Source organism: Micromonospora sp. NPDC051141, from assembly GCF_044455765.1.
Taxonomy (GTDB): domain Bacteria; phylum Actinomycetota; class Actinomycetes; order Mycobacteriales; family Micromonosporaceae; genus Micromonospora.
This window is the reverse complement of record NZ_JBITFD010000004.1, coordinates 37,874-56,286: the sequence shown is the minus strand read 5'-3', so window position 1 is coordinate 56,286 and position 18,413 is coordinate 37,874. Positions and strand designations below refer to the sequence as shown.

At 72.6% G+C, this 18,413-nt stretch carries 16 protein-coding genes, 1 pseudogene and 1 riboswitch; of the genes and pseudogenes, 10 read left to right on the top strand and 7 right to left on the bottom strand.

The window, feature by feature from the left end:
- Positions 1 to 20 precede the first annotated feature (20 nt).
- Positions 21 to 1,361: a C39 family peptidase gene (locus ACIA6B_RS08510; RefSeq protein WP_396772142.1), complete on the bottom strand. Its 1,341-nt coding sequence runs from the start codon at positions 1,359 to 1,361 to the stop codon at positions 21 to 23.
- A 206-nt stretch (positions 1,362 to 1,567) separates the two neighbouring features.
- Between ACIA6B_RS08510 and ACIA6B_RS08505 the strand changes: the two are divergent.
- The 4 genes and pseudogenes from ACIA6B_RS08505 to ACIA6B_RS08490 form a co-directional block, all read left to right on the top strand.
- Positions 1,568 to 2,878, top strand: a pseudogene (locus tag ACIA6B_RS08505) (M14 family metallopeptidase); the annotation flags it as partial.
- 120 nt (positions 2,879 to 2,998) lie between these two features.
- Positions 2,999 to 3,092: riboswitch (cobalamin riboswitch) on the top strand.
- Positions 3,093 to 3,200: 108 nt separating this feature from the next.
- Complete coding sequence (locus ACIA6B_RS08500) at positions 3,201 to 4,133, top strand: ABC transporter substrate-binding protein (protein ID WP_396772141.1); 933 nt, start codon at positions 3,201 to 3,203, stop codon at positions 4,131 to 4,133.
- Between the two features lie 68 nt (positions 4,134 to 4,201).
- Positions 4,202 to 5,290, top strand: coding sequence for a FecCD family ABC transporter permease (locus ACIA6B_RS08495; RefSeq protein ID WP_396772553.1), 1,089 nt, complete (start codon positions 4,202 to 4,204; stop codon positions 5,288 to 5,290).
- A 173-nt stretch (positions 5,291 to 5,463) separates the two neighbouring features.
- On the top strand, positions 5,464 to 6,240 hold the full coding sequence (locus tag ACIA6B_RS08490) for an ABC transporter ATP-binding protein (RefSeq protein ID WP_396772140.1): 777 nt from the start codon (positions 5,464 to 5,466) through the stop codon (positions 6,238 to 6,240).
- Positions 6,241 to 6,507: 267 nt separating this feature from the next.
- On the opposite strand, the gene ACIA6B_RS08485 is transcribed toward ACIA6B_RS08490, so the two are convergent.
- From ACIA6B_RS08485 to ACIA6B_RS08470, 4 genes are all read right to left on the bottom strand, one after another.
- Complete coding sequence (locus ACIA6B_RS08485) at positions 6,508 to 7,266, bottom strand: VOC family protein (protein ID WP_396772139.1); 759 nt, start codon at positions 7,264 to 7,266, stop codon at positions 6,508 to 6,510.
- Between the two features lie 94 nt (positions 7,267 to 7,360).
- A complete protein-coding gene (locus ACIA6B_RS08480; RefSeq protein ID WP_396772138.1) occupies positions 7,361 to 8,098 on the bottom strand; it encodes an ABC transporter permease in 738 nt (245 codons plus the stop codon).
- A 9-nt stretch (positions 8,099 to 8,107) separates the two neighbouring features.
- Entirely contained in the window at positions 8,108 to 8,995 is an 888-nt protein-coding gene (locus tag ACIA6B_RS08475; RefSeq protein WP_396772137.1) for an ABC transporter ATP-binding protein, read from the bottom strand.
- A gap of 77 nt (positions 8,996 to 9,072) precedes the next feature.
- Positions 9,073 to 11,145 (bottom strand): HelD family protein, encoded by a 2,073-nt coding sequence (locus tag ACIA6B_RS08470; RefSeq protein WP_396772136.1) that lies wholly within the window; start codon positions 11,143 to 11,145, stop codon positions 9,073 to 9,075.
- Between the two features lie 221 nt (positions 11,146 to 11,366).
- On the opposite strand from ACIA6B_RS08470, the gene ACIA6B_RS08465 reads away from it, so the two are divergent.
- The 5 genes from ACIA6B_RS08465 to ACIA6B_RS08445 all read left to right on the top strand — a co-directional run bounded on the left by ACIA6B_RS08465 (position 11,367) and on the right by ACIA6B_RS08445 (position 14,935).
- Entirely contained in the window at positions 11,367 to 11,738 is a 372-nt protein-coding gene (locus ACIA6B_RS08465; protein ID WP_396772135.1) for a type II toxin-antitoxin system RelE/ParE family toxin, read from the top strand.
- Positions 11,735 to 12,055, top strand: coding sequence for a helix-turn-helix domain-containing protein (locus tag ACIA6B_RS08460; RefSeq protein ID WP_396772134.1), 321 nt, complete (start codon positions 11,735 to 11,737; stop codon positions 12,053 to 12,055). Before ACIA6B_RS08465 ends, ACIA6B_RS08460 begins: the two co-directional genes overlap by 4 nt.
- A gap of 55 nt (positions 12,056 to 12,110) precedes the next feature.
- Positions 12,111 to 12,692: an ArsR/SmtB family transcription factor gene (locus tag ACIA6B_RS08455; protein WP_396772133.1), complete on the top strand. Its 582-nt coding sequence runs from the start codon at positions 12,111 to 12,113 to the stop codon at positions 12,690 to 12,692.
- A gap of 42 nt (positions 12,693 to 12,734) precedes the next feature.
- Positions 12,735 to 13,991, top strand: coding sequence for an MFS transporter (locus ACIA6B_RS08450; RefSeq protein ID WP_396772132.1), 1,257 nt, complete (start codon positions 12,735 to 12,737; stop codon positions 13,989 to 13,991).
- Positions 13,992 to 14,083: 92 nt separating this feature from the next.
- Positions 14,084 to 14,935: a menaquinone biosynthetic enzyme MqnA/MqnD family protein gene (locus ACIA6B_RS08445; protein WP_396772131.1), complete on the top strand. Its 852-nt coding sequence runs from the start codon at positions 14,084 to 14,086 to the stop codon at positions 14,933 to 14,935.
- A 32-nt stretch (positions 14,936 to 14,967) separates the two neighbouring features.
- On the opposite strand, the gene ACIA6B_RS08440 is transcribed toward ACIA6B_RS08445, so the two are convergent.
- Complete coding sequence (locus ACIA6B_RS08440) at positions 14,968 to 15,903, bottom strand: hypothetical protein (RefSeq protein WP_396772130.1); 936 nt, start codon at positions 15,901 to 15,903, stop codon at positions 14,968 to 14,970.
- Complete coding sequence (locus tag ACIA6B_RS08435) at positions 15,903 to 16,895, bottom strand: hypothetical protein (RefSeq protein ID WP_396772129.1); 993 nt, start codon at positions 16,893 to 16,895, stop codon at positions 15,903 to 15,905. The genes ACIA6B_RS08440 and ACIA6B_RS08435 overlap by 1 nt, the downstream gene beginning before the upstream one ends.
- A gap of 370 nt (positions 16,896 to 17,265) precedes the next feature.
- Between ACIA6B_RS08435 and paaA the strand changes: the two genes are divergently transcribed.
- A complete protein-coding gene (paaA, locus tag ACIA6B_RS08430) occupies positions 17,266 to 18,333 on the top strand; it encodes a 1,2-phenylacetyl-CoA epoxidase subunit PaaA (RefSeq protein WP_396772128.1) in 1,068 nt (355 codons plus the stop codon).
- The last annotated feature ends 80 nt before the right edge of the window (positions 18,334 to 18,413 follow it).

The following is an 18,413-nucleotide window of genomic DNA, read 5'->3' as shown; positions in this document are numbered from 1 at the left end:
AAGGGGCCCCTACGCTCAGCTCACCAGTTGGTGGAGCCCGGGACGGTCGGCCACGGGCGGTCGATCGGCTTGATCAGGTACGCGATGCCACCGGAGCCGGAGGCGACGGTGCCGTTGGCCCGGTAGCGCTTGGTGCGCTGCCAGATCTGCTCGAACTGCTCGCGCTTGTAGACGTTGCGCACCGCCTCGTTCGACGACGACGCCGGGTCGTTGACGATCACGTCGCCGTCGGCGGTGAAGCCGACGATCACGAACAGGTGCCCGGAGGTGCCGTAGTTCGCCCCGTCCAGCTCGCTGGCCAGGAACGACTGCGACGTGACCACCGGGATGCCGGCGGCGATGAACCGTTCCGCCTCGTCCAGCGAGTGCAGCCGGGTGACGCGCGCCTCCAGACCGGGGAAGCCGGCCGCGTACGCGGTATTGAACGGCCAGTTGCCGGCGCCCTCGTACTCGTGGTCGTAGGTCATCCGGGCGGCGTGGTCGACGGTCGGGTCGGCGTAGGCGGGGTCGACCCAGGCGGTGTCCTCGGCCGAGGGCTTGCGTCCCCAGTACTCGACCACCATCTCGGTGGAGGTGGGCGAGCACCACGCCTCGCCGCCGCCGTCGTACTCCGGGTACTCGCCGATGTGGACGTTCTGCGAGTAGCGGGGCACGGCCAGCTCGGTGCCCCAGGCGATGCCGCCCCGGCTCGGCGTGACGGTGAACCGGTCCGGCACGTTCGAGGCCATCGCGCCGACCATCCGGACCTGCGGCGCGGCGGCCTGTCCGGGCGCGCGGTAGAGCGTCAGCCGGAGCTGGTACGAGCGCAGCAGCACCCCGGCCGAGGCGTCGTCGACGGCGAACGTGTCGGTCCAGATGCTCGACCAGGGGTCACCCTGGCCGTCCAGCGTGGCCCGCTTGATGTCCTGGTCGCCGGAGGCCCAGCGGCCCATCACGTACCACGGGGTCTGGGCCCCGGTGTTGTAGGTGCCGTGCAGCTCGACCTGGATCCAGGTGCCGGCGGGGGTGCTGGCGTTCCAGGACGCGACAAGTTCGGTGGCGTCGAACCCGATCCGCCGCTCGGGTGAGGTCCAGGTGGCGTACTCCCAGGTGCGGGTGGCGCCGGTGTGTTCGTCGGTGAACTCGACTGTGCCGGCGGGCCGGGCGATGGTGAGCGCCGGCTGGCGGCCGGGCACGGCGCGGGTGCCCTGGTGCGTGCCGGTACGCCAGTCGGGGTAGCGGGAGAACTCCTGGAAGGTGATCTGTTCGTCGTGGGTGACGCCCGGCCGGGGGCCGTTGGCCTGGGCGGGTGCGGTGGTGCCGAGCAGGGTGAGCGCGGTCAGGCCGGCGAGGGCGACCGCGCGCAGGGGTCTTCCGAACATGGCAGCTCCACGGGGAAACGGCATCGTTGCCGTTCACTGTCGTCCTTGGCGGGAAGTTTCGCCAGATGTTCAGCCATGGAAAATCATTGCCGACGTGAGGATCAGGTCGGGATGGTACGTGACAACGACGGATGTTGATATGACCATGTGAGTGCTGGTGAAGTGTGCGGACAACGGGATCTCCCCGTACCCCGAGGAGGTTGTCCATGGCCCTCCGCACGTCCCCGCTGCGCCGCCGGCTCGCGTTCGTCGCCGCCGTCGGCCTCATCCTGGTCACCGCCGCCGCCGGGCCGGCCGCCGCCCGCCCCGACCCGGACCGGGCCGGCGAGTCGGCCGCCGTCGCCTACCGGGTGCTCGGCCCGCGCACCGTCGCTGACCGCACCGCGGTCGCCCGCACCGGCGCCGCCATCGACTACTCCGAACACGGCGTGCTGCACGTCACGGCCACCACCGCCGAGGCGAAGGCGATCACCCGGCTCGGCTTCCGGCTGGAGAAGGACGTCGCCCCGGCGACGGCCGGCGGCGCGACCGCGTACGCGTTCCCGCCCGCCGACTCGAACTACCACGACTACGCCGAGTTGACCGCGGTGGTGAACCAGGTGGTCGCCGACCACCCGAGCATCGCCCGCAAGCTCAGCATCGGCACGTCCTACCAGGGCCGGGACCTGATGGCCGTGAAGATCTCCGACAACGTCGGCACCGACGAGAGCGAACCGGAGATCCTGTTCAACGCCCAGCAGCACGCCCGCGAGCACCTGACCGTCGAGATGGCGATCTACCTGCTCAACCTGTTCACCGACAACTACGGCACGGACTCCCGGATCACCGGCATCGTGAACTCCCGGGAGATCTGGATCGTGCCCACCGTCAACCCGGACGGCAGCGAGTACGACATCGCCACCGGCTCCTACCGCTCCTGGCGGAAGAACCGGCAGCCCAACAGCGGCTCCACGTACGTCGGCACCGACCTGAACCGCAACTGGAGCTACCAGTGGGGCTGCTGCGGCGGCTCATCCGGCACGAAGTCGTCGGACACCTACCGCGGTCCGTCCGCCTTCTCCGCCCCGGAGACCGCCGCGCTGCGCAACTTCGTCAACAGCCGGGTCGTCGGCGGGGTGCAGCAGATCAAGGCGAACATCGACTTCCACACGTATTCCCAGCTGGTGCTCTGGCCGTACGGCTACACGTACAGCAACACCGCCACCGGGATGACGGCCGACCAGTACAACACGTTCGCCACCATCGGCCAGCAGATGGCGGCCAGCAACGGCTACACCCCGGAGCAGTCCAGCGACCTCTACATCGCGGACGGCACCAGCATCGACTGGATGTGGGGCACCCACAAGATCTGGGCGTACACGTTCGAGATGTACCCCGGCTCGGCCTCCGGCGGCGGCTTCTACCCGCCCGACGAGGTGATCCCGGCGCAGACCTCGCGCAACCGGGACGCCGTGCTGACGCTCTCCGAGTACGCCGACTGCCCGTACCGGGCGATCGGCAAGCAGAGCCAGTACTGCTGACCTCACCCGGCGGCGGGGACCCCGGCTCCACCCCCACCGGGGTCCCCGCCCACCCCGCCCGTCCGGGTGATCTTCGCTGGTCGTGCGCTACGGTGGCACCGACCGTGCCACAGCGAAGCCGGTGCGAAACCGGCGCTGTCCCGCAACTGTGATGCCCCGTACGGTCGGCGTCGGCCTCCCGCCGGCGCCGACGGACGTGGGACGAGCCAGGTCGCCTGCTGCCCGGTCGCGACACGCGCCTTCGAGGAAGGGCGCCTCGCGGACGGGCTCTCCTCACCTGTCGGCGAAGCACCACGCTCCTCGACCGACAGGAGGACCTGTGACCCGACGTACCCCTCGGCTCTTCGCCACCGCGCTCGCGGCCGGCGTGCTGCTGCTCGGCGGTTGCGCCGAGAAGACCTCGACCGACACCCCCGCCACCGGCGCGTCCGGCGGCTCGTTCCCCGCCAGCGTGGGCAACCTGACGCTGGAGAAGCGCCCCGAGAAGATCGTCTCGCTGTCACCGACCTCGACCGAGATGCTCTTCGCCATCGGCGCCGGCAAGCAGGTCACCGCCGTCGACGACCAGTCGAACTACCCGGCGGACGCCCCGAAGACCGACCTCTCCGGTTACCAGCCGAACGCCGAGGCGATCGCCGCGAAGAGCCCCGACCTGGTGGTGATCACCAATGACACCAACAAGATCGCCAGCCAGCTCGTCGCGCTGAAGATTCCGGTCCTGCTCACCCCGGCCGCGACCACGCTCGACGACACGTACCGGCAGCTCACCGACCTGGGCAAGCTCACCGGCCACCCGGCCGAGGCGGACGCCGTGGTGCGGAAGATGAAGGACGACATCACCGCGCTCACCAAGGACCTGCCCAAGCGCGCCGAGAAGCTGACCTACTACCACGAGCTGGGCCCGGAGCTGTACACCGCGACCAGCAAGACGTTCATCGGCACCATCTACGCGCTCGCCGGGCTGGAGAACATCGCCGACCCGGCCGACGCCGGCGGCAAGAGCGGCGGCTACCCGCAGCTCTCCCAGGAGGTCATCGTCAAGGCGAACCCCGACTTCGTCTTCCTGGCCGACACCAAGTGCTGCCAGCAGAGCGCCGACACGGTCAAGGCACGCAGCGGTTGGACCGGCCTCACCGCGGTCAAGAACAACCAGGTCGTGGCGCTTGACGACGACATCGCCTCGCGTTGGGGCCCGCGCGTCGTCGAGCTGCTGAAGGCGATCGTCGACGCCACCGCCAAGGTTCCGGCCTGACCGTGGCCGTACGACCGGCGGACCCCGTGCCGGCCGGGACGCCCGACGCGTCCCGGCCGGCCGGTCGGCTGCCGCACCCACGCCGGGGCGCGGCACCCGCTGACGCTCCGGCCCGGCCGGCCGGGCTGCGTACACGTTGGCTGCTCGCCGGCCTGGCGGCGGTGCTCGTCGCGCTGGTGGCCGGCGTCTCGTTCGGCCCGGTCAGCCTGCCGCCCGGCAGCGTCGCGGCGGAACTGCTCAACCTGCTGCCCGGCGTACACCTCGACAGCGGGCTCACCGAGCAGGAGGTCGCCATCGTCACCGAGCTGCGCCTGCCCCGGGTCGTGCTCGGTCTGCTCGTCGGCGCGCTGCTCGCCCTGGCCGGCGGCTGCTACCAGGGCGTCTTCCGCAACCCGCTGGCCGACCCGTACCTGCTCGGCGTGGCCGCCGGGGCCGGGCTCGCGGTCACCGCGGCGATCGTGCTCGGCGCCGGGGCCGGCGGAGCGCTCACCGGGCTGCCGGTCACCGTCCCGCTCGCCGCGTTCGTCGGCTCGCTCGGCGCGGTGGCGATGACGTACCTGCTCGGCGCCGCCGGCGGCCGGGACCGCTCCCCGGCCACGCTGATCCTGGCCGGGGTGGCCGTGTCGGCGTTCCTCGCCGCCGGGCAGACCTACCTGCTGCAAGCGCACTCGGACAGCCTCCAACAGGTGTACTCCTGGCTGCTCGGGCGGCTCTCCACCGCCGGCTGGCACGACGTGCTGCTGGTCCTGCCGTACTTCCTGCTCACCGCCGTGGTGGTGCTGGCGCACCGGCGGGAGCTGGACGTGCTCGCCCTCGGCGACGACGAGGCCACCAGCCTCGGGCTGCACCCGCAGCGGTCCCGCTACCTGCTGATCGCCGCCGCCTCGCTGGGCACCGCCGCCGCGGTCTCCGCCTCCGGCCTGATCGGTTTCGTCGGCATCATCGTGCCGCACACCGTCCGGCTGCTCGCCGGTTCCAGCCACCGGGTGATCCTGCCGCTGTCGATGCTCTTCGGCGGCGCGTTCCTGGCACTGACCGACGTGGTCGCGCGGACCGCCGCGGCACCCGCCGAGATCCCCATCGGCGTGGTGACCGCGCTGCTCGGCGGCCCGTTCTTCGTCCTGATCCTGCGGACCGCCCGCGGGGTGCGCGCGTGAGCGTGAGGAGTGAGTCGGGTTTGCGAGCCCCGCAGTCGCACGCCGGGGGACCAGCGTGAGCGTGAGGAGTGAGTCGGGTTTGCGAGCCCCGCAGTCGCACGCCGGGGGACCAGCGTGAGCGCGAGGAGTGAGCCGGGTTTGCGAGCCCCGCAGTCGCACGCCGGGGGACCAGCGTGAGCGCCGCGGTCGAGGTCCGGGACCTGCGGGTCGAGTTGGGCGGCAGTCCGGTCCTGGCCGGCGTCGACCTGACCGTCGCGGTGGGCGAGTGGGTCACCGTCATCGGCCCCAACGGCGCCGGCAAGTCGACGCTGCTGCGCGCCGTCGGCGGCCTGCTGCCCGCGCCGGACGCCGTCTCCCTCTTCGGTACGCCGATCCGCGCGATGCGCCGGCGCGACCGGGCCCGGGTGGTGGCCACCGTGGCGCAGTCACCGGCGGTGCCGGCCGGCATGGCGGTCTTCGACTACGTGCTGCTCGGGCGTACGCCCCACATGCCGCCGCTGGGTCGGGAGTCCGCCGCCGACCTGGCCGCCGTGCGCCAGGTGCTGGACCGGCTCGACCTGGCCGGGTTCGGCAGCCGAGAGCTGGCCACGCTCTCCGGCGGCGAGCGGCAGAGGGTCTTCCTGGCCCGGGCGCTGGCCCAGGGCGCCACCCTGCTGCTGCTCGACGAGCCGACCAGCGCGTTGGACATCGGGCACCAGCAGGAGGTGCTGGAACTGGTCGACCAGCTCCGCCGCGAGCACGACCTGACCGTGCTCGCCACCATGCACGACCTCTCCATCGCCGGCGAGTACGCCGACCGTCTGGTGCTGCTCGCCGACGGCCGGGTGGCCGCCGCCGGCCCACCCGCCGAGGTGCTCACCGAGGACCTGCTCGCCCGCCACTACCGCGCCCACGTCCGCGTGATCCCCGGCGACCACGGCCCCCTGGTGGTCCCCGTCCGCCCCCACTGACCCGCCCCTCTCTCCCCCCACCCCGCCCCTCTCCCCCCACCCCGCCCCCCTTCCCCCCACCCCGCCCTCAGCTAATTCACGGAAAGCGTGGCTATTCGGCTGCGAATAGCCACGCTTTCCGTGAAACTGCGCGGCGGGGCGCGTTGGGGCGGGGCGGTGTGGCGGGCGCGGGGTGGCGTTGGGTGGCCTGGGTGTGGCGCGGGGTGGCCTGGGTGTGGCATGGGGATGGTGTGGGTGTGGCGCGGGGTGGTGTGGGCGTGGTGTGGGTCAGCGGAGGGTGGAGATGGAGAAGAGCGCGCCGTGGGGGTCGCGGAGGGCGGCGGAGCGGCCGGCCGGATTGTCCCGGGGCGGGACGAGGATGGTGCCGCCCAGTTCGGCGGCGCGGGCCGCGGTGGCGTCGGTGTCCGCCACGCCGAAGTAGACCGTCCAGTACGCCGGCAAATCGGCGGGGAGCGGCTCGGCCGCCGGCAGCATCCCGGCGACGATGCGGGCGCCGCAGCGCCATCCGATGTAGGGGGCCGGCCCGGTCGACCGTTCCTCGGGATGCCAGCCGAAGACCAGCGCGTAGAACTCCCGGGCTCCCTCCGGATCGGGGGTGACCAACTCGTTCCAGCACATCGCGCCGGGCGCGTTGAACAGTTCCGCGCCGCGCATCGCCATCGGCTGCCAGACGCTGAACACCGCCCCGGCCGGGTCGGCGAGCACCGCCATCCGACCCTGCGCGGCGACGTCGAACGGGGCGACGACCACCTGCCCGCCGGCCGCCGCGACCCGGGTGGCGACCAGGTCGGCGTCGTCCGTGGCCACGTACGTCGACCAGATCGGCACCTGGTCCGGGGTGGCCGGTGGGCCCACACCCGCGACCGCCTTGCCGTCCTTGAGGAAGACGGTGTAGCCGCCGGCGTCCGGCACGGTGGAGATCCGCCCGGTCCAGCCGAACAGTTGCGGGTAGAACCGTCTCGCGTCGTCCAGTCCGGGGGTGGCCAGGTCGGTCCAGCAGGGTGTGCCGGGCTCGACGCCGTTCACGGTGACCCCTTCCGCCGGGGGCGGTCCCGCTGGCCCGCCCTGCCGGCATCGTGGCACCACCGGACCGGCCGCCGGGCCGGAACCGGACAAAACGTCAGCGGAAGCGGCGTCCCTCGTCCCGCCGGTACGCCCAGCCGGCGACCGCGGCGAGCGCCACCACCCAGACCGCCAGCATCACCAGCGCCCGGGGGTCGGGCTGCCAGTCGGTGACCGCCGCCCACATCAGCTCCACCGCGCCCCGGGTCGGCAGGTAGGGGGCGACCGCCTGGACGAAACCGGGTGCCTGGTCCGGTGCGGAGAGCAGGCCGCCGCCGAACGCCAGCGGGAAGAAGAGCACCTGCGCCACCACGATCGCCGCCTTGCTCGGCAACGAGTAGCCGATCGCGAGGCCGAGCAGCGTGAACGGCACCGAGATCACGGCGACCGCGGCGAGCCCGATCAGGAACTGCGCCACGGTGACCCGCGCCGCGGTGGCCACCGCCGCGATCACCACCACCGGCACCATCGACAGGTAGGTCAGCACCAGGCCGGCCAGGATCCGCCCGGCCAGGCGCGGCGCCGGCCCGGCCGGCAGGGTCCGGGTGTACGGGTTCCAGGGCTGGTCGCGGTCCTCGGCGACGCCCACGCCGTACTGGAAGATGTTGGCGCTCATGGTCGCGAAGGTGACCATGGCGGCGGTGGCGTAGGTGGCGCCGGTGGAGTCGTCGCCGGCGAACGGCACCACGAAGAAGAGCATCGCGGCGGCGGGGAAGAACGCGCTGCCCACCACCGCCACCGGGATCCGGATGATCTCCAGGAGCTGGTAGCGGGCGTGGACCAGGGCAAGCGGCACGGCGGTCTCCTAGGCGGGGGTGGGCGCGGGCCGGGCGTCGGCCGTGATGGCGAGGAACGCCTCCTCCAGCGAGGTGGGGCGGACCTCCAGGTCGCGGAACGCCACGCCGGCGGTGACCAGGTCGCGGACGAGCTGGTCGGCGTCGGTGGTGAGCAGGTGGACCCGTCCGTCGACGCGTTCGGTGGCGACCACCCCGGGCAGCGCCGGCAGGTCGTCGGCGACCAGGCTGACCCGGCGTACGCCGACGATGCCCCGGATCGCCGCCACCGAGTCGTCGGCGAGCACCCGCCCGTGGCCGATCACCACCACCCGCTGGGCGAGCGCCTCCACCTCCTCCAGGTAGTGGCTGCTCAGCAGCACCGTGCCGCCGTCGGCGTGGAAGCCGCGGATCGCGTCCCAGAGCGCGTGCCGCGCCTCCACGTCGAGCCCGGTGGTGGGCTCGTCCAGCACCACCAGCCGGGGCCGGCCGACGAACGCCAGCGCCACGGCCAGCCGCCGGCGTTGCCCGCCGGAGAGGCCGCCGGTCTGCCGCCGTACCCGGTCGGTGAGGCCGAACCGATCGAGCAGCTCGCCCCGGGGCACCGGGTCGGGGAAGTGCGCGGAGACGAAGTCGACCACCTCACCGACCCGTAGCGTGCCGGGCAGGCCGGTCTCCTGCGGGGTCACCCCGAGCTGTCGCCGGCTCGCCGGGTCGCGCGGGTCACCGCCGAGCAGCTCGACCCGACCGGCGGTCGGGCGGCGCAGCCCCACCAGCAGGTTGATCAGGGTGCTCTTGCCGGCGCCGTTCGGGCCGAGCAGGCCGACCAGCTCCCCGGCCCGGACGGTCAGGTCGACCCGGTCCAGCGCCAGCACCTCGCCGTAGCGGCGACTGACCTGTTCGGCGCGGGCCAGGATCATGGCAAGACTCCTCGGGCGGCGGGAACGCTGCCTCCCCTGTGTACCGCCCCGGTGCCAGCCGCGTTGCCCCGGGCCGGTCAGCCGGCCAGCGGGGCGGGCAGCGGGGCGCGGTGCAGCACCGCCAGCCCGGAGACCGCCCGGGTCAGCACCACGTAGAGGCGGTGCAGGCCACGCGGCTCGGCGGCCACGATCGCGGCCGGTTCGACGACCACCACGTGGTCGTACTCCAGGCCCTTGACCAGCGTCGCCGGGACGACGGTGACGCGCGCCGCGGCCTCGACGTCGTCGGCGGTCGCGGTCTCGACACCGGCGGCGTCGAGCGCCGCGCGGAGCCGGTCCACCGTGTCGTCGGCGGCGATCACGCCGACCGAGCCGTCGTGTGCCAGCGCCGCCCGCACCTCGGCCACCGTCGCGGCCGTCAGGTCATCGACGGTACGCACATCGAGCGCCCCGTCGTGGCGCAGCGACCGGGCCGGGGGCACGTCGACGGCGAGCGCGGGCAGCAGCCGGTTCGCGAACGCCACCACGGCGGCCGGCACCCGGAAGCCGACGCTCAGCGGCACCACCGCGGCGTCCGGCTTGCCCAGGTGGGCCAGGGACTCCCGCCAGTCGGTCGCGGCCCAGGGCGCGGTGCCCTGGGCCAGGTCGCCGAGGAGCGTGACGGAGCCGTGTTCGCTGCGGCGGGCGATGGCCCGGCACTGCATCGGGGAGAGGTCCTGCGCCTCGTCGACCACCACGTGGCCGAACCCGGCGGGTCGCTCCAGCAGCCCGGCGACCTCGTCGAGGAGGACCGCGTCGGCGGCGGTCCACCGGGTCGCCTTCGCGGTGCGCCCGACCTTGCCGGCGCGGAACAGCTCCTGCTCGTCGGCGCTGAGCAGCCCGTCGGCGGCGGCGGCGAGCGCTTCGGCGTCGGTCCGCAGCCGGTGCAGCAGCCCGTCCGGGGTGAGCGCCGGCCAGACCGCGTCGAGCAGGTCGGTGACCGGCTTGATCCGGCTCATCCGGCGCAGCCAGGCGTCCGACGGCGACTCGGCGCGGCGGGCCTCGGCCTGGCGTTGCAGCAGCCCCACCACCCGGGCCCGGACCCGGTCCCGGCCGGTGGCGTAGGGCAGCCCCTCCTGCCGCGTCTCGGTGACCAGGCGGTGCAGCGGGTCGAGCCCGATCCGCCAGCGGTAGGAGCCGTCCGAGACCATGATCGGCTCGGTGGGCGTACCGATGTGGGCGTCGACGGCGCGACGCAGCACCTCGGCCATCCGGATGTCGTGCTTGAGCGCGGCGGCGGCCGGGTCGTCGACCGCGCGGACCGGCACGCGGGCGACCAGGTCCTCGACGGTGGCCTGCTCGACCTCGACCTCCCCGAGCGCCGGCAGCACCGCCGCGATGTACGACAGGAACGCCCGGTTCGGCCCGACGATCAGCACACCCGAGCGGCGCAGCCGTTCCCGGTGCAGGTAGAGCAGGTACGCGGCGCGGTGCAGCCCGACCGCGGTCTTCCCGGTGCCCGGCGCGCCCTGCACGCAGATCGAGTCGGCCAGGTCGGCCCGGACCAGCTCGTCCTGCTCGGGCTGGATGGTGGCGACGATGTCCCGCATCGGGCCGACGCGGGGGCGCTCGATCTCGGCGGTGAGGATGCGGCTGGCCGTGCCGAGTTCCTCGCCCCGGTCGAGGTGTTCGTCCTCGAAGCTGGTCAGCACGCCGGCGCTGAAGCCGAACCGGCGGCGCACCGCGACGCCCTGCGGGTCGCGGGCGCTGGCCCGGTAGAACGATCGGGACACCGGGGCCCGCCAGTCGAGCACCAGCGGTTCACCCAGATCGTCGGTGACGTGGCGCCGCCCGACGTGGTAGTTCCGCCCGGCGTGGTCCGGGTCCGTCTCCCCGTTGGGCGGGCTGTCGGGTTGCCCGCCGAAGTCCAGCCGGCCGAAGAAGAGCGGGGTGGTCGGATCGTCGGCCAGCTCCTTGACCCGCCGGGCCATGTGCCGGCCGAGTTGTTCGGCGGTGTACGCGTCGCCGGCCACCTTGTCGCCGGTGGCGAACAGCGACTCGGCGCGCTCCCGCATCCGGCGCAGCGCGGCGCGGGAGGTGTCCAGATGGGCCCGTTCGGCGACGAGTTCGTCGTCGAGCGGGGTGGTGGCGGTCAGTTCCGGTGCGGGCACTGTGAACTCCCAGGGCTCAACATGATGCTCGCTCGCGTGTCCGGGGCGGTTGGCCTGCTCCCGGCGCGGGGACGTCCGCTGCGGTGCATGCTCACCGCGGCCGTCGGGCGGTCATCCACTATACGGAGGCCCGGATCGGCGACGCCACCGAATTCCGGCCGTGCCCGAGTCGTGTCGACCTCTGACCGAACTTAAGAATATTGTTAAGGTGGAGGTGGGGCATGGAGTGGGAGATCCTGATGACCAGCCAGGTCGACGAGTTCCTTGAGAATCTCTACGCTGCTGATCCTGAATCCCACCGTCTCGTCAACCAGGCCATCCTGGTCTTGGAGCGCAACGGGCCGGCAGAGGGGCGGCCCCTCGTCGACAGCATCACCGCTTCTCGGCTCAGCAACCTGAAGGAGTTGAGGCCCCCGTCTGCGGGGCGCACCGAGATCAGGCTGCTCTTCGTCTTCGACCCGTGGCGTTCGGCGGTCCTACTGGTGGCGGGCGACAAGTCGGGGCGGTGGAGGCAGTGGTACCGCGAAGCCACACCGGAGGCGGAGCAGCTCTACGACACGTACCTCAAGGAACGGCGGGAGGAGAGCCGATGAGTGCGACGAAGCGGTGGCGTGACACCACGCATCTCGAACGGGCGGTGAATACCGCCGGGGGCGAGCGTGTGTTCGAGGCCGAGGTCGACGGGATGCTCGACCAGGCTCGTGGCTGGCGTCTTGCCGAGTTGCGGAAGCGGCGCGAGATGACCCAGGAGCAGGTCGCTTCCCGGATGGGTGTGTCGGTGGCTCGGGTGTCGCAGATTGAGGCGGGCAACGTGGCGACCCAGGAGGTCCTGGCACGTTACATCGCCGCTCTCGGCGGCACGCTGAAGCTGATCGCGGACTTCGGCGACGAGCAACTCAAGGTGGCCTGAGCCGGCCGGCGCTGCCTCGTGCGCCCGTCGCCCGTCGACGCGGGATCATGGGGACATGACCGAGGCGCGTCCCGAACAGCACCGGGTGACGATCAGCGACCCGCAGGTGATGCGGGCGCTCGCCCACCCGGCCCGCATGGCGATCATCGAACATCTCAGCGCGGTGGAGGGTGGCGCGACCGCCACCGAGTGTGCCGGCGTCGCCGGCCTGTCGCCGAGCGCCACCAGCTACCACCTGCGCGAGTTGGCGAAGTTCGGCCTGGTCCGCGAGGCGGCCGGCCGGGGTGACGCGCGGGAGCGGGTGTGGCAGGCGGTGAACCCGTCGTACTCGGTCGAGGCCGGGCCGGACGCCGACCCGGAGACGCACGCCGCCGAGGCGGCGCTGATCGAGGCGCACCTGGTCCGCGACGCGCAGCGGGTCCGGGACTGGCTGCGCCGGGTGCCGGACGAGCCGCGCGAGTGGTACGAGTCGTTCTGGTTCAGCGACAGCGTGCTGCTGGTGACCGCCGAGGAGTTGGCCGAGCTGAACGAGGCGGTCCGGGCGCTGACGTCGCCGTACCGGCAGCGGAGCCGGACCGATCCGCCGGCGGGGGCACGCAAGGTGGCGGTGCAGTACCGGGCGATGCCCATCGACTGAGGTGGGTTGCGCGCATCAGTTGTGAAGGATTATTTTCGAAGTATGTCCTTCACAACTGGCCCCTCGCGCTGGCCGGACGTCTGGCTCGCCGCCACCGCCCGAGGCGTCTCCAGCTGCGGGGACTTCCTCGCCGCCACCGCGCTGACACTCGCGCTCCAGTCCGCCGGCGCGGGCGGCCTCGCCGTCTCCGGGCTGCTGCTCGCCGCGACGCTGCCGCTCGTCGCGCTCGCCCCGCTGACCGGACGCCTCGCCGACCGGGTGGACAGCCGGACCCTGCTGATCGTCGCCGGCCTGGTGCAGTCCGCGATCTGCGCGGCGCTGGCGTACGCGACCGCACCGGCCCTGATCCTCGCGCTGGTGGCGCTGCTGGCGACCGGGCTCGCGGTCACCCAGCCGGTGCTCGCCGCGCTGGTGCCGGTCATGGTCCGGGCCGAGGACCTGCCCCGGGCCGGCGCGCTCAACCAGACCGCCGGCACGCTCGGCGCGCTCGCCGGGCCCGCGCTGGCCGGCCTGCTCGTCGGGCAGTTCGGCACCCGGGTGCCGCTGCTCGTGGACGCGGTCAGCTACCTCGCGCTGGTGGTGGCCGCGCTGCTCATCCGTACCCGACGGGGTGGCCGGGCCACGGCGGCGGCCGGCGTCGCCGTGGCCACGCCCGCCTGGCGGCTGCGTCGCGACCCGATGCTGCTGGTCATGGTCGGCAGCGTGGCCGCGGTGGTCGGCGCGGTGGGGGCGATCAACGTGATCGAGGTCTTCTTCATCCGGGAGACGCTGAACAGCTCCACCACCGTGTACGGCCTGGTCACCGGCGCCTGGACGGCCGGCATCGTGCTCGGCGCCTGGCTGTTCGCCCGGGTCGCCCGCCGGCTCGCGGACGACGGCGCGCTGCTCGGGGCCGGGCTGGCGCTGCTCGGCGGCTGCTGCCTGGCGGTGCTCGTCTCGGCGGCGGTGCCGTCGGCGTGGCTGCTCGTGCCGATCTGGCTGGTGGGGGGCATCGCCAACGGCGGCGACAACGTCTTCAACAACCTGCTGCTGGCCCGCCGGGTGCCGGAGGCGGCCCGGGGGCGCGCGTTCGCGGTCTTCGGGGCGGCGGTGCAGGGCGCCGCGATGGGCGGCTACCTGCTCGGCGGCCTGCTGCTGGCGGTGGCCGACCCCCGGCCGCTGGTCGTCGGCTGCGGGGTGGCCGGCCTGCTGGTCGTGGCGGCGCTGGCCGGGCCGGTCCGCCGCGCGGTACGCGCCGAGCGCGCCGCGGTCGCGGAATGGGACGGTGAGAAGGGGCCCCTTCTCCACCGGATGCGTTAACAAGGGGCCCCTCCTTCCATCCCGGTGCGGGATGGGCCACTCCCGGGGCTCCCTGCGGGGCGGGGATACGGGGGCGGGGATACGGTCGGGTCATGGCCGACCGCATCGCCCGCCCCCGGGTGGGGCACATCCAGTTCCTCAACTGCCTCCCGATCTACTGGGGGCTGATGCGGTCCGGCGCGCTGCTCGACGTCGACCTGCACAAGGACTCACCGGACCGGCTGAGCGCCGACCTGGTCCGGGGCGACCTCGACATCGGCCCGATCACGCTCGTGGAGTTCCTGAAGCACGCCGACGAACTGCTGCTCCTGCCCGACCTGGCGGTCGGCAGCGACGGCCCGGTGCTCTCGGTCAACATGGTCTCCACCCGGCCGCTGACCGAGCTGGACGGCGGCAAGGTGGCGCTGGGCTCCACCTCGCGTACCGGGGTGCTGCTGGCCCAGGTGCTGCTCGCCGAGCGGTACGGGGTGCGTCCGGAGTACTTCCGCTGCCCGCCCGATCTGACCCAGATGCTGCTGGAGGCCGACGCCGGCGTGCTGATCGGCGACGTGGCGCTGCGTGCGCTCTACGAGGCGCCCGGCAAGGGCCTCGCGGTGACCGACCTCGGGCAGGCGTGGCACGAGTGGACCGGTATGCCGATGGTGTTCGCCGTCTGGGCGGTCCGCCGCGACTTCGCCGCCGCCCACCCGGGGCTGGTCAAGGAGGTGCACGAGGCGTTCCTGCGCTCGCGTGACCTCTGCCTGGCCGAGCTGGACCAGGTGGCCGAGGCGGCGGCCCGCTGGGAGCCGTTCGACGCGGCGACGCTGGCGACCTACTTCCGCGCGCTCGACTTCTCGCTGGGCGAGCGGCAGGTGGCCGGGCTGCGCGAGTTCGCCCGCCGCGCCGCCGCGTACGGGGAGGTGCCGGCGCTGCCGCCGGGCGGCCCGGAGTTCTTCCACCGCTGACCGGGGCGATGGTCAGCGCCGCCGCGCCGGGATCAGGTCGGCTCGCGCCGCAGCGCCTCGGTGATCTGCTCGCACGCCTTCATGCCGTAGTCCCACCCACCGACGCTGAACGGGCTCTTGACCATCACGCCCATCGTCCAGGTGTCGCCGATCGCCAGGCAGTTGACGTGGTATTCCTGTTCCTTCTCCCGGTCGATCCAGCCGTTCTTGATGGCGATCTTCTTCTGCTCGGCGGCCGGGAACGCCTTGCGGATGCCGAAGTCGCCGGCGCCGCGCACCAGGCGCATCTCGTTGAGCAGCCACTTGGTCCACTTCGGCCCGGCCGCCCGGCCGTCGTCGATGCAGAGTCCGAGCCGGGCGGTGTCCCGCGGGGACAGCAGCGTCCGGCTCCAGCCGCCGTCGGCGGCGACCTTGCTGTCGGTCAGCTTGCAGATCGAGATCAGCCGCTTGATCGAGGCGGCGCTGCCCACGCTCTCGTAGAACTGCTGGGCGCGGGTGTTGTCGCTGTCGCGGATGATCCGCGTGGCGTCGTCGAGCTTGGCGTCGCTCGGGGTCTTCCCCGCCTCGGCGCTGCGGCGCAGGTAGTCGGCGACCACCCAGGACTTGATCAGGGACGCGGTGGTGCTGGTCTCGCCCATGTTCTTCGAGCCGATGATCTGCCCGGTCCGCTTGTCCAGCACGGACCAGGCGTACCAGCCCTTGAGGTCGAGGTCGTCGAGGTTCCTGGCCTGGAACGGCAGCGGCTCCAGCGACGGCGACGGGGTCGGCGCCGGCCGGTCGCTACGGTCGGTGGGCTGCGCGGTGGACCGGTCACCCGCCACGTCGGGATGCGAGGCGGCGGTCGGCCGCAGCGGCGAACCGGGGACCAGCCGGAGCGAGAGGACCAGCAGGCCGACCAGGGCCACCGCCACCGCGCTGAACGCCAGCGGGCGGCGGTGACTGCCGGGCCGTCGTCGGGCGCCGGCCATCAGAGCTTCCCGACCGGCTGCTGCGGCACCTTGAGCGCGGCGCCGGGCTGCGGGGTGACGAGCTGCGTGGCGACGCTCGCGCACACCTTGGATCCATACGAGAGGCCGGCGGCGCGGGGGTAGCGCATCATCACCGCGAGGCTCCACTTCTCGGTGACCGCCAGGCAGTTGACGTGCCAGTTGCCGTCGTAGACGAGCACCGTCCAGCCGTTCTTGATGCTCACCGGGCCCTGGGCCTTGATCGAGGCGGGGAGGCCGTCCACGATGCCCCACTTGCCGCCACCGGACTTCGCCTGCTGGCTCTTGATGCTGCCCCGGACGTTGGCCATCTCGTTCATGACCCACTTCGTCCACTTCGGCCCGGCGGCCTTGCCGTCGGCGATGCAGTCGCCGAGCCGGACGGCGTCCCGGGGGGACATCTCGGTGAAGCTCCACCAACCCAGGTACGCGGGCACGGTGCCGGCCCTGGTGTCGGTCAGCCCGCAGATCTTGACGGCGCGCTGGAGCACCGGGTTCAGTTTGTTGCCCGGCTGCTTCTGGTACGACCCGCCGGCCGCCCGGTAGACCCGGTTCGCCCCGTCGTCGTTGCTGTCCCGGATGGCCACGCTCGCCGCCTTCTTGAGTTCGGCGGGGGGTTCCCGGTCGCCGAGTTGGCGCAGGTAGTCGGCGACGATCCAGGTCTTGAGCATCGACTCGGTGGAACTGGTCCGGTTCATGTTCTTCGCGCCGGTGACGGTGCCGGTCGTGCGGTCCATCAACGCCCAGGAGAAGAAGTCGCCCTTGAAGTCCACCGCGACCGGGGCGTCGGCGAGCGTCGGGGCTGGGGGTGCGCTCGGGGCGGGCGCCGGCACCTGCTCGGCGCCGCCGCCGAGGCCGCCGAGGCTGCTCGGGCCGTCTCCGCCGGAGAGCTGCGCGTACGCGGCGGGCACCAGCATGCCGCCGCCGACGAGCACTGCCACGACGGCGAGCACCATGGTCACGCGAGGTCGCATGAGTGGGTGAACTCCAGATGTATGGCCGGGGGGACCGGCTTCCGCATGTGTTCGGCCCGATCACCACGAGGCCGGGGGACGGTGGCCTGAAACGGTGGCGATCAACGGCAGCCGATCGGTGTGCCGGGGGAAGTCTACTTCCGGACTGGCATTCCGCCAGATCCCGACACCCGGCGACTCGCCGGGTGGACGGGATATTGAGCAGATTTGCGGCTCCTGGGGGGTTTCATTTCCGCCAAGTGGTCGACGTCACAAACGTTTTCCCAGCTCAGGGGTGACCACCCTCGGCTCCCGCGTGGCCACCGGAGGTGATTGCGGAATCCTGTTACACCCTCTGGTGTCACGCGTCGCGAGCTGTAACACTGGCCTCATGTATGGCAACGACTTCGCCCCGCCCGAGGACGCTCCGGGCGGCGGCCTGCTCGGCGAGGTGGAAGCGGCGGAGGCGGCGCTGCGCGAGGCCGCGGCGCGGGCCCGCCGGGGCGGCGCCGGACCGGACGAGGACTTCGAGGCGTACTTCGCCGACGTGATCGACGCCGACCAGAAGATCGAACCCCGGGACTGGATGCCCGAGGCGTACCGGAAGACGCTGATCCGGCAGATCGCCCAGCACGCCCACTCCGAGATCATCGGCATGCAGCCGGAGGGGAACTGGATCAGCCGGGCCCCTTCGCTCAAGCGCAAGGCCATCCTGCTGGCCAAGGTGCAGGACGAGGCCGGCCACGGGCTCTACCTGTACGCGGCGGCCGAGACGCTCGGCATCAGCCGCGACGAGCTGGTGGAGCTGCTGCTCGACGGCCGGCAGAAGTACAGCTCGATCTTCAACTACCCCACGCTGACCTGGGCCGACGTGGGCGCCATCGGCTGGCTGGTGGACGGTGCCGCGATCGTCAACCAGGTGCCGCTGTGCCGCTGCTCCTACGGCCCGTACGCCCGCGCCATGATCCGGGTCTGCAAGGAGGAGTCGTTCCACCAGCGCCAGGGCTACGAGATCCTGCACACGCTGGCACACGGCACCGAAGCCCAGAAGGCGATGGCCCAGGACGCGCTCGACCGCTGGTGGTACCCGTCACTGGCGATGTTCGGCCCGCCGGACGGCGACTCCACGCACAGCGCGCAGTCCATGGCCTGGAAGATCAAGCGCTTCTCCAACGACGAGCTGCGCCAGCGCTTCGTCGACATGTGCGTCGGCCAGGCGGAGGTGCTCGGCCTGACCATCCCCGACCCGGGCCTGCGCTGGAACGACGAGCGGCAGGCATACGACTACACGCAGCCCGACTACGCCGAGCTGATGCGCGTCATCAAGGGCGACGGGCCGTGCAACCGGGAGCGGATGGCGCACCGGCAGCGGGCCCACGCCGACGGCGCGTGGGTACGGGAGGCCGCCGCGGCGTACGCCGCGAAGCGGGTGGAGCGGAAGGAACCGGTGGCGGCATGAGCGAACGCACCGAGCGGAGCGAGGGCCGTGAGGGCGTGCCCGGTCAGCACGGCATGAGCGAACGCACCGAGCGGAGCGAG

What these genes read in the sequence shown, in the direction of transcription:
- ACIA6B_RS08465 (WP_396772135.1), top strand. Translation starts at nt 11,367, where the DNA reads ATGGAGTGGGAGATCCTGATGACCAGCCAGGTCGACGAGTTCCTTGAG.
- ACIA6B_RS08445 (WP_396772131.1), top strand. Translation starts at nt 14,084, where the DNA reads ATGGCCGACCGCATCGCCCGCCCCCGGGTGGGGCACATCCAGTTCCTC.
- ACIA6B_RS08440 (WP_396772130.1), bottom strand. Translation starts at nt 15,903, where the DNA reads ATGGCCGGCGCCCGACGACGGCCCGGCAGTCACCGCCGCCCGCTGGCG.
- ACIA6B_RS08455 (WP_396772133.1), top strand. Translation starts at nt 12,111, where the DNA reads ATGACCGAGGCGCGTCCCGAACAGCACCGGGTGACGATCAGCGACCCG.
- ACIA6B_RS08510 (WP_396772142.1), bottom strand. Translation starts at nt 1,361, where the DNA reads ATGTTCGGAAGACCCCTGCGCGCGGTCGCCCTCGCCGGCCTGACCGCG.
- ACIA6B_RS08450 (WP_396772132.1), top strand. Translation starts at nt 12,735, where the DNA reads ATGTCCTTCACAACTGGCCCCTCGCGCTGGCCGGACGTCTGGCTCGCC.
- ACIA6B_RS08460 (WP_396772134.1), top strand. Translation starts at nt 11,735, where the DNA reads ATGAGTGCGACGAAGCGGTGGCGTGACACCACGCATCTCGAACGGGCG.
- ACIA6B_RS08475 (WP_396772137.1), bottom strand. Translation starts at nt 8,995, where the DNA reads ATGATCCTGGCCCGCGCCGAACAGGTCAGTCGCCGCTACGGCGAGGTG.
- ACIA6B_RS08435 (WP_396772129.1), bottom strand. Translation starts at nt 16,895, where the DNA reads ATGCGACCTCGCGTGACCATGGTGCTCGCCGTCGTGGCAGTGCTCGTC.
- paaA (WP_396772128.1), top strand. Translation starts at nt 17,266, where the DNA reads ATGTATGGCAACGACTTCGCCCCGCCCGAGGACGCTCCGGGCGGCGGC.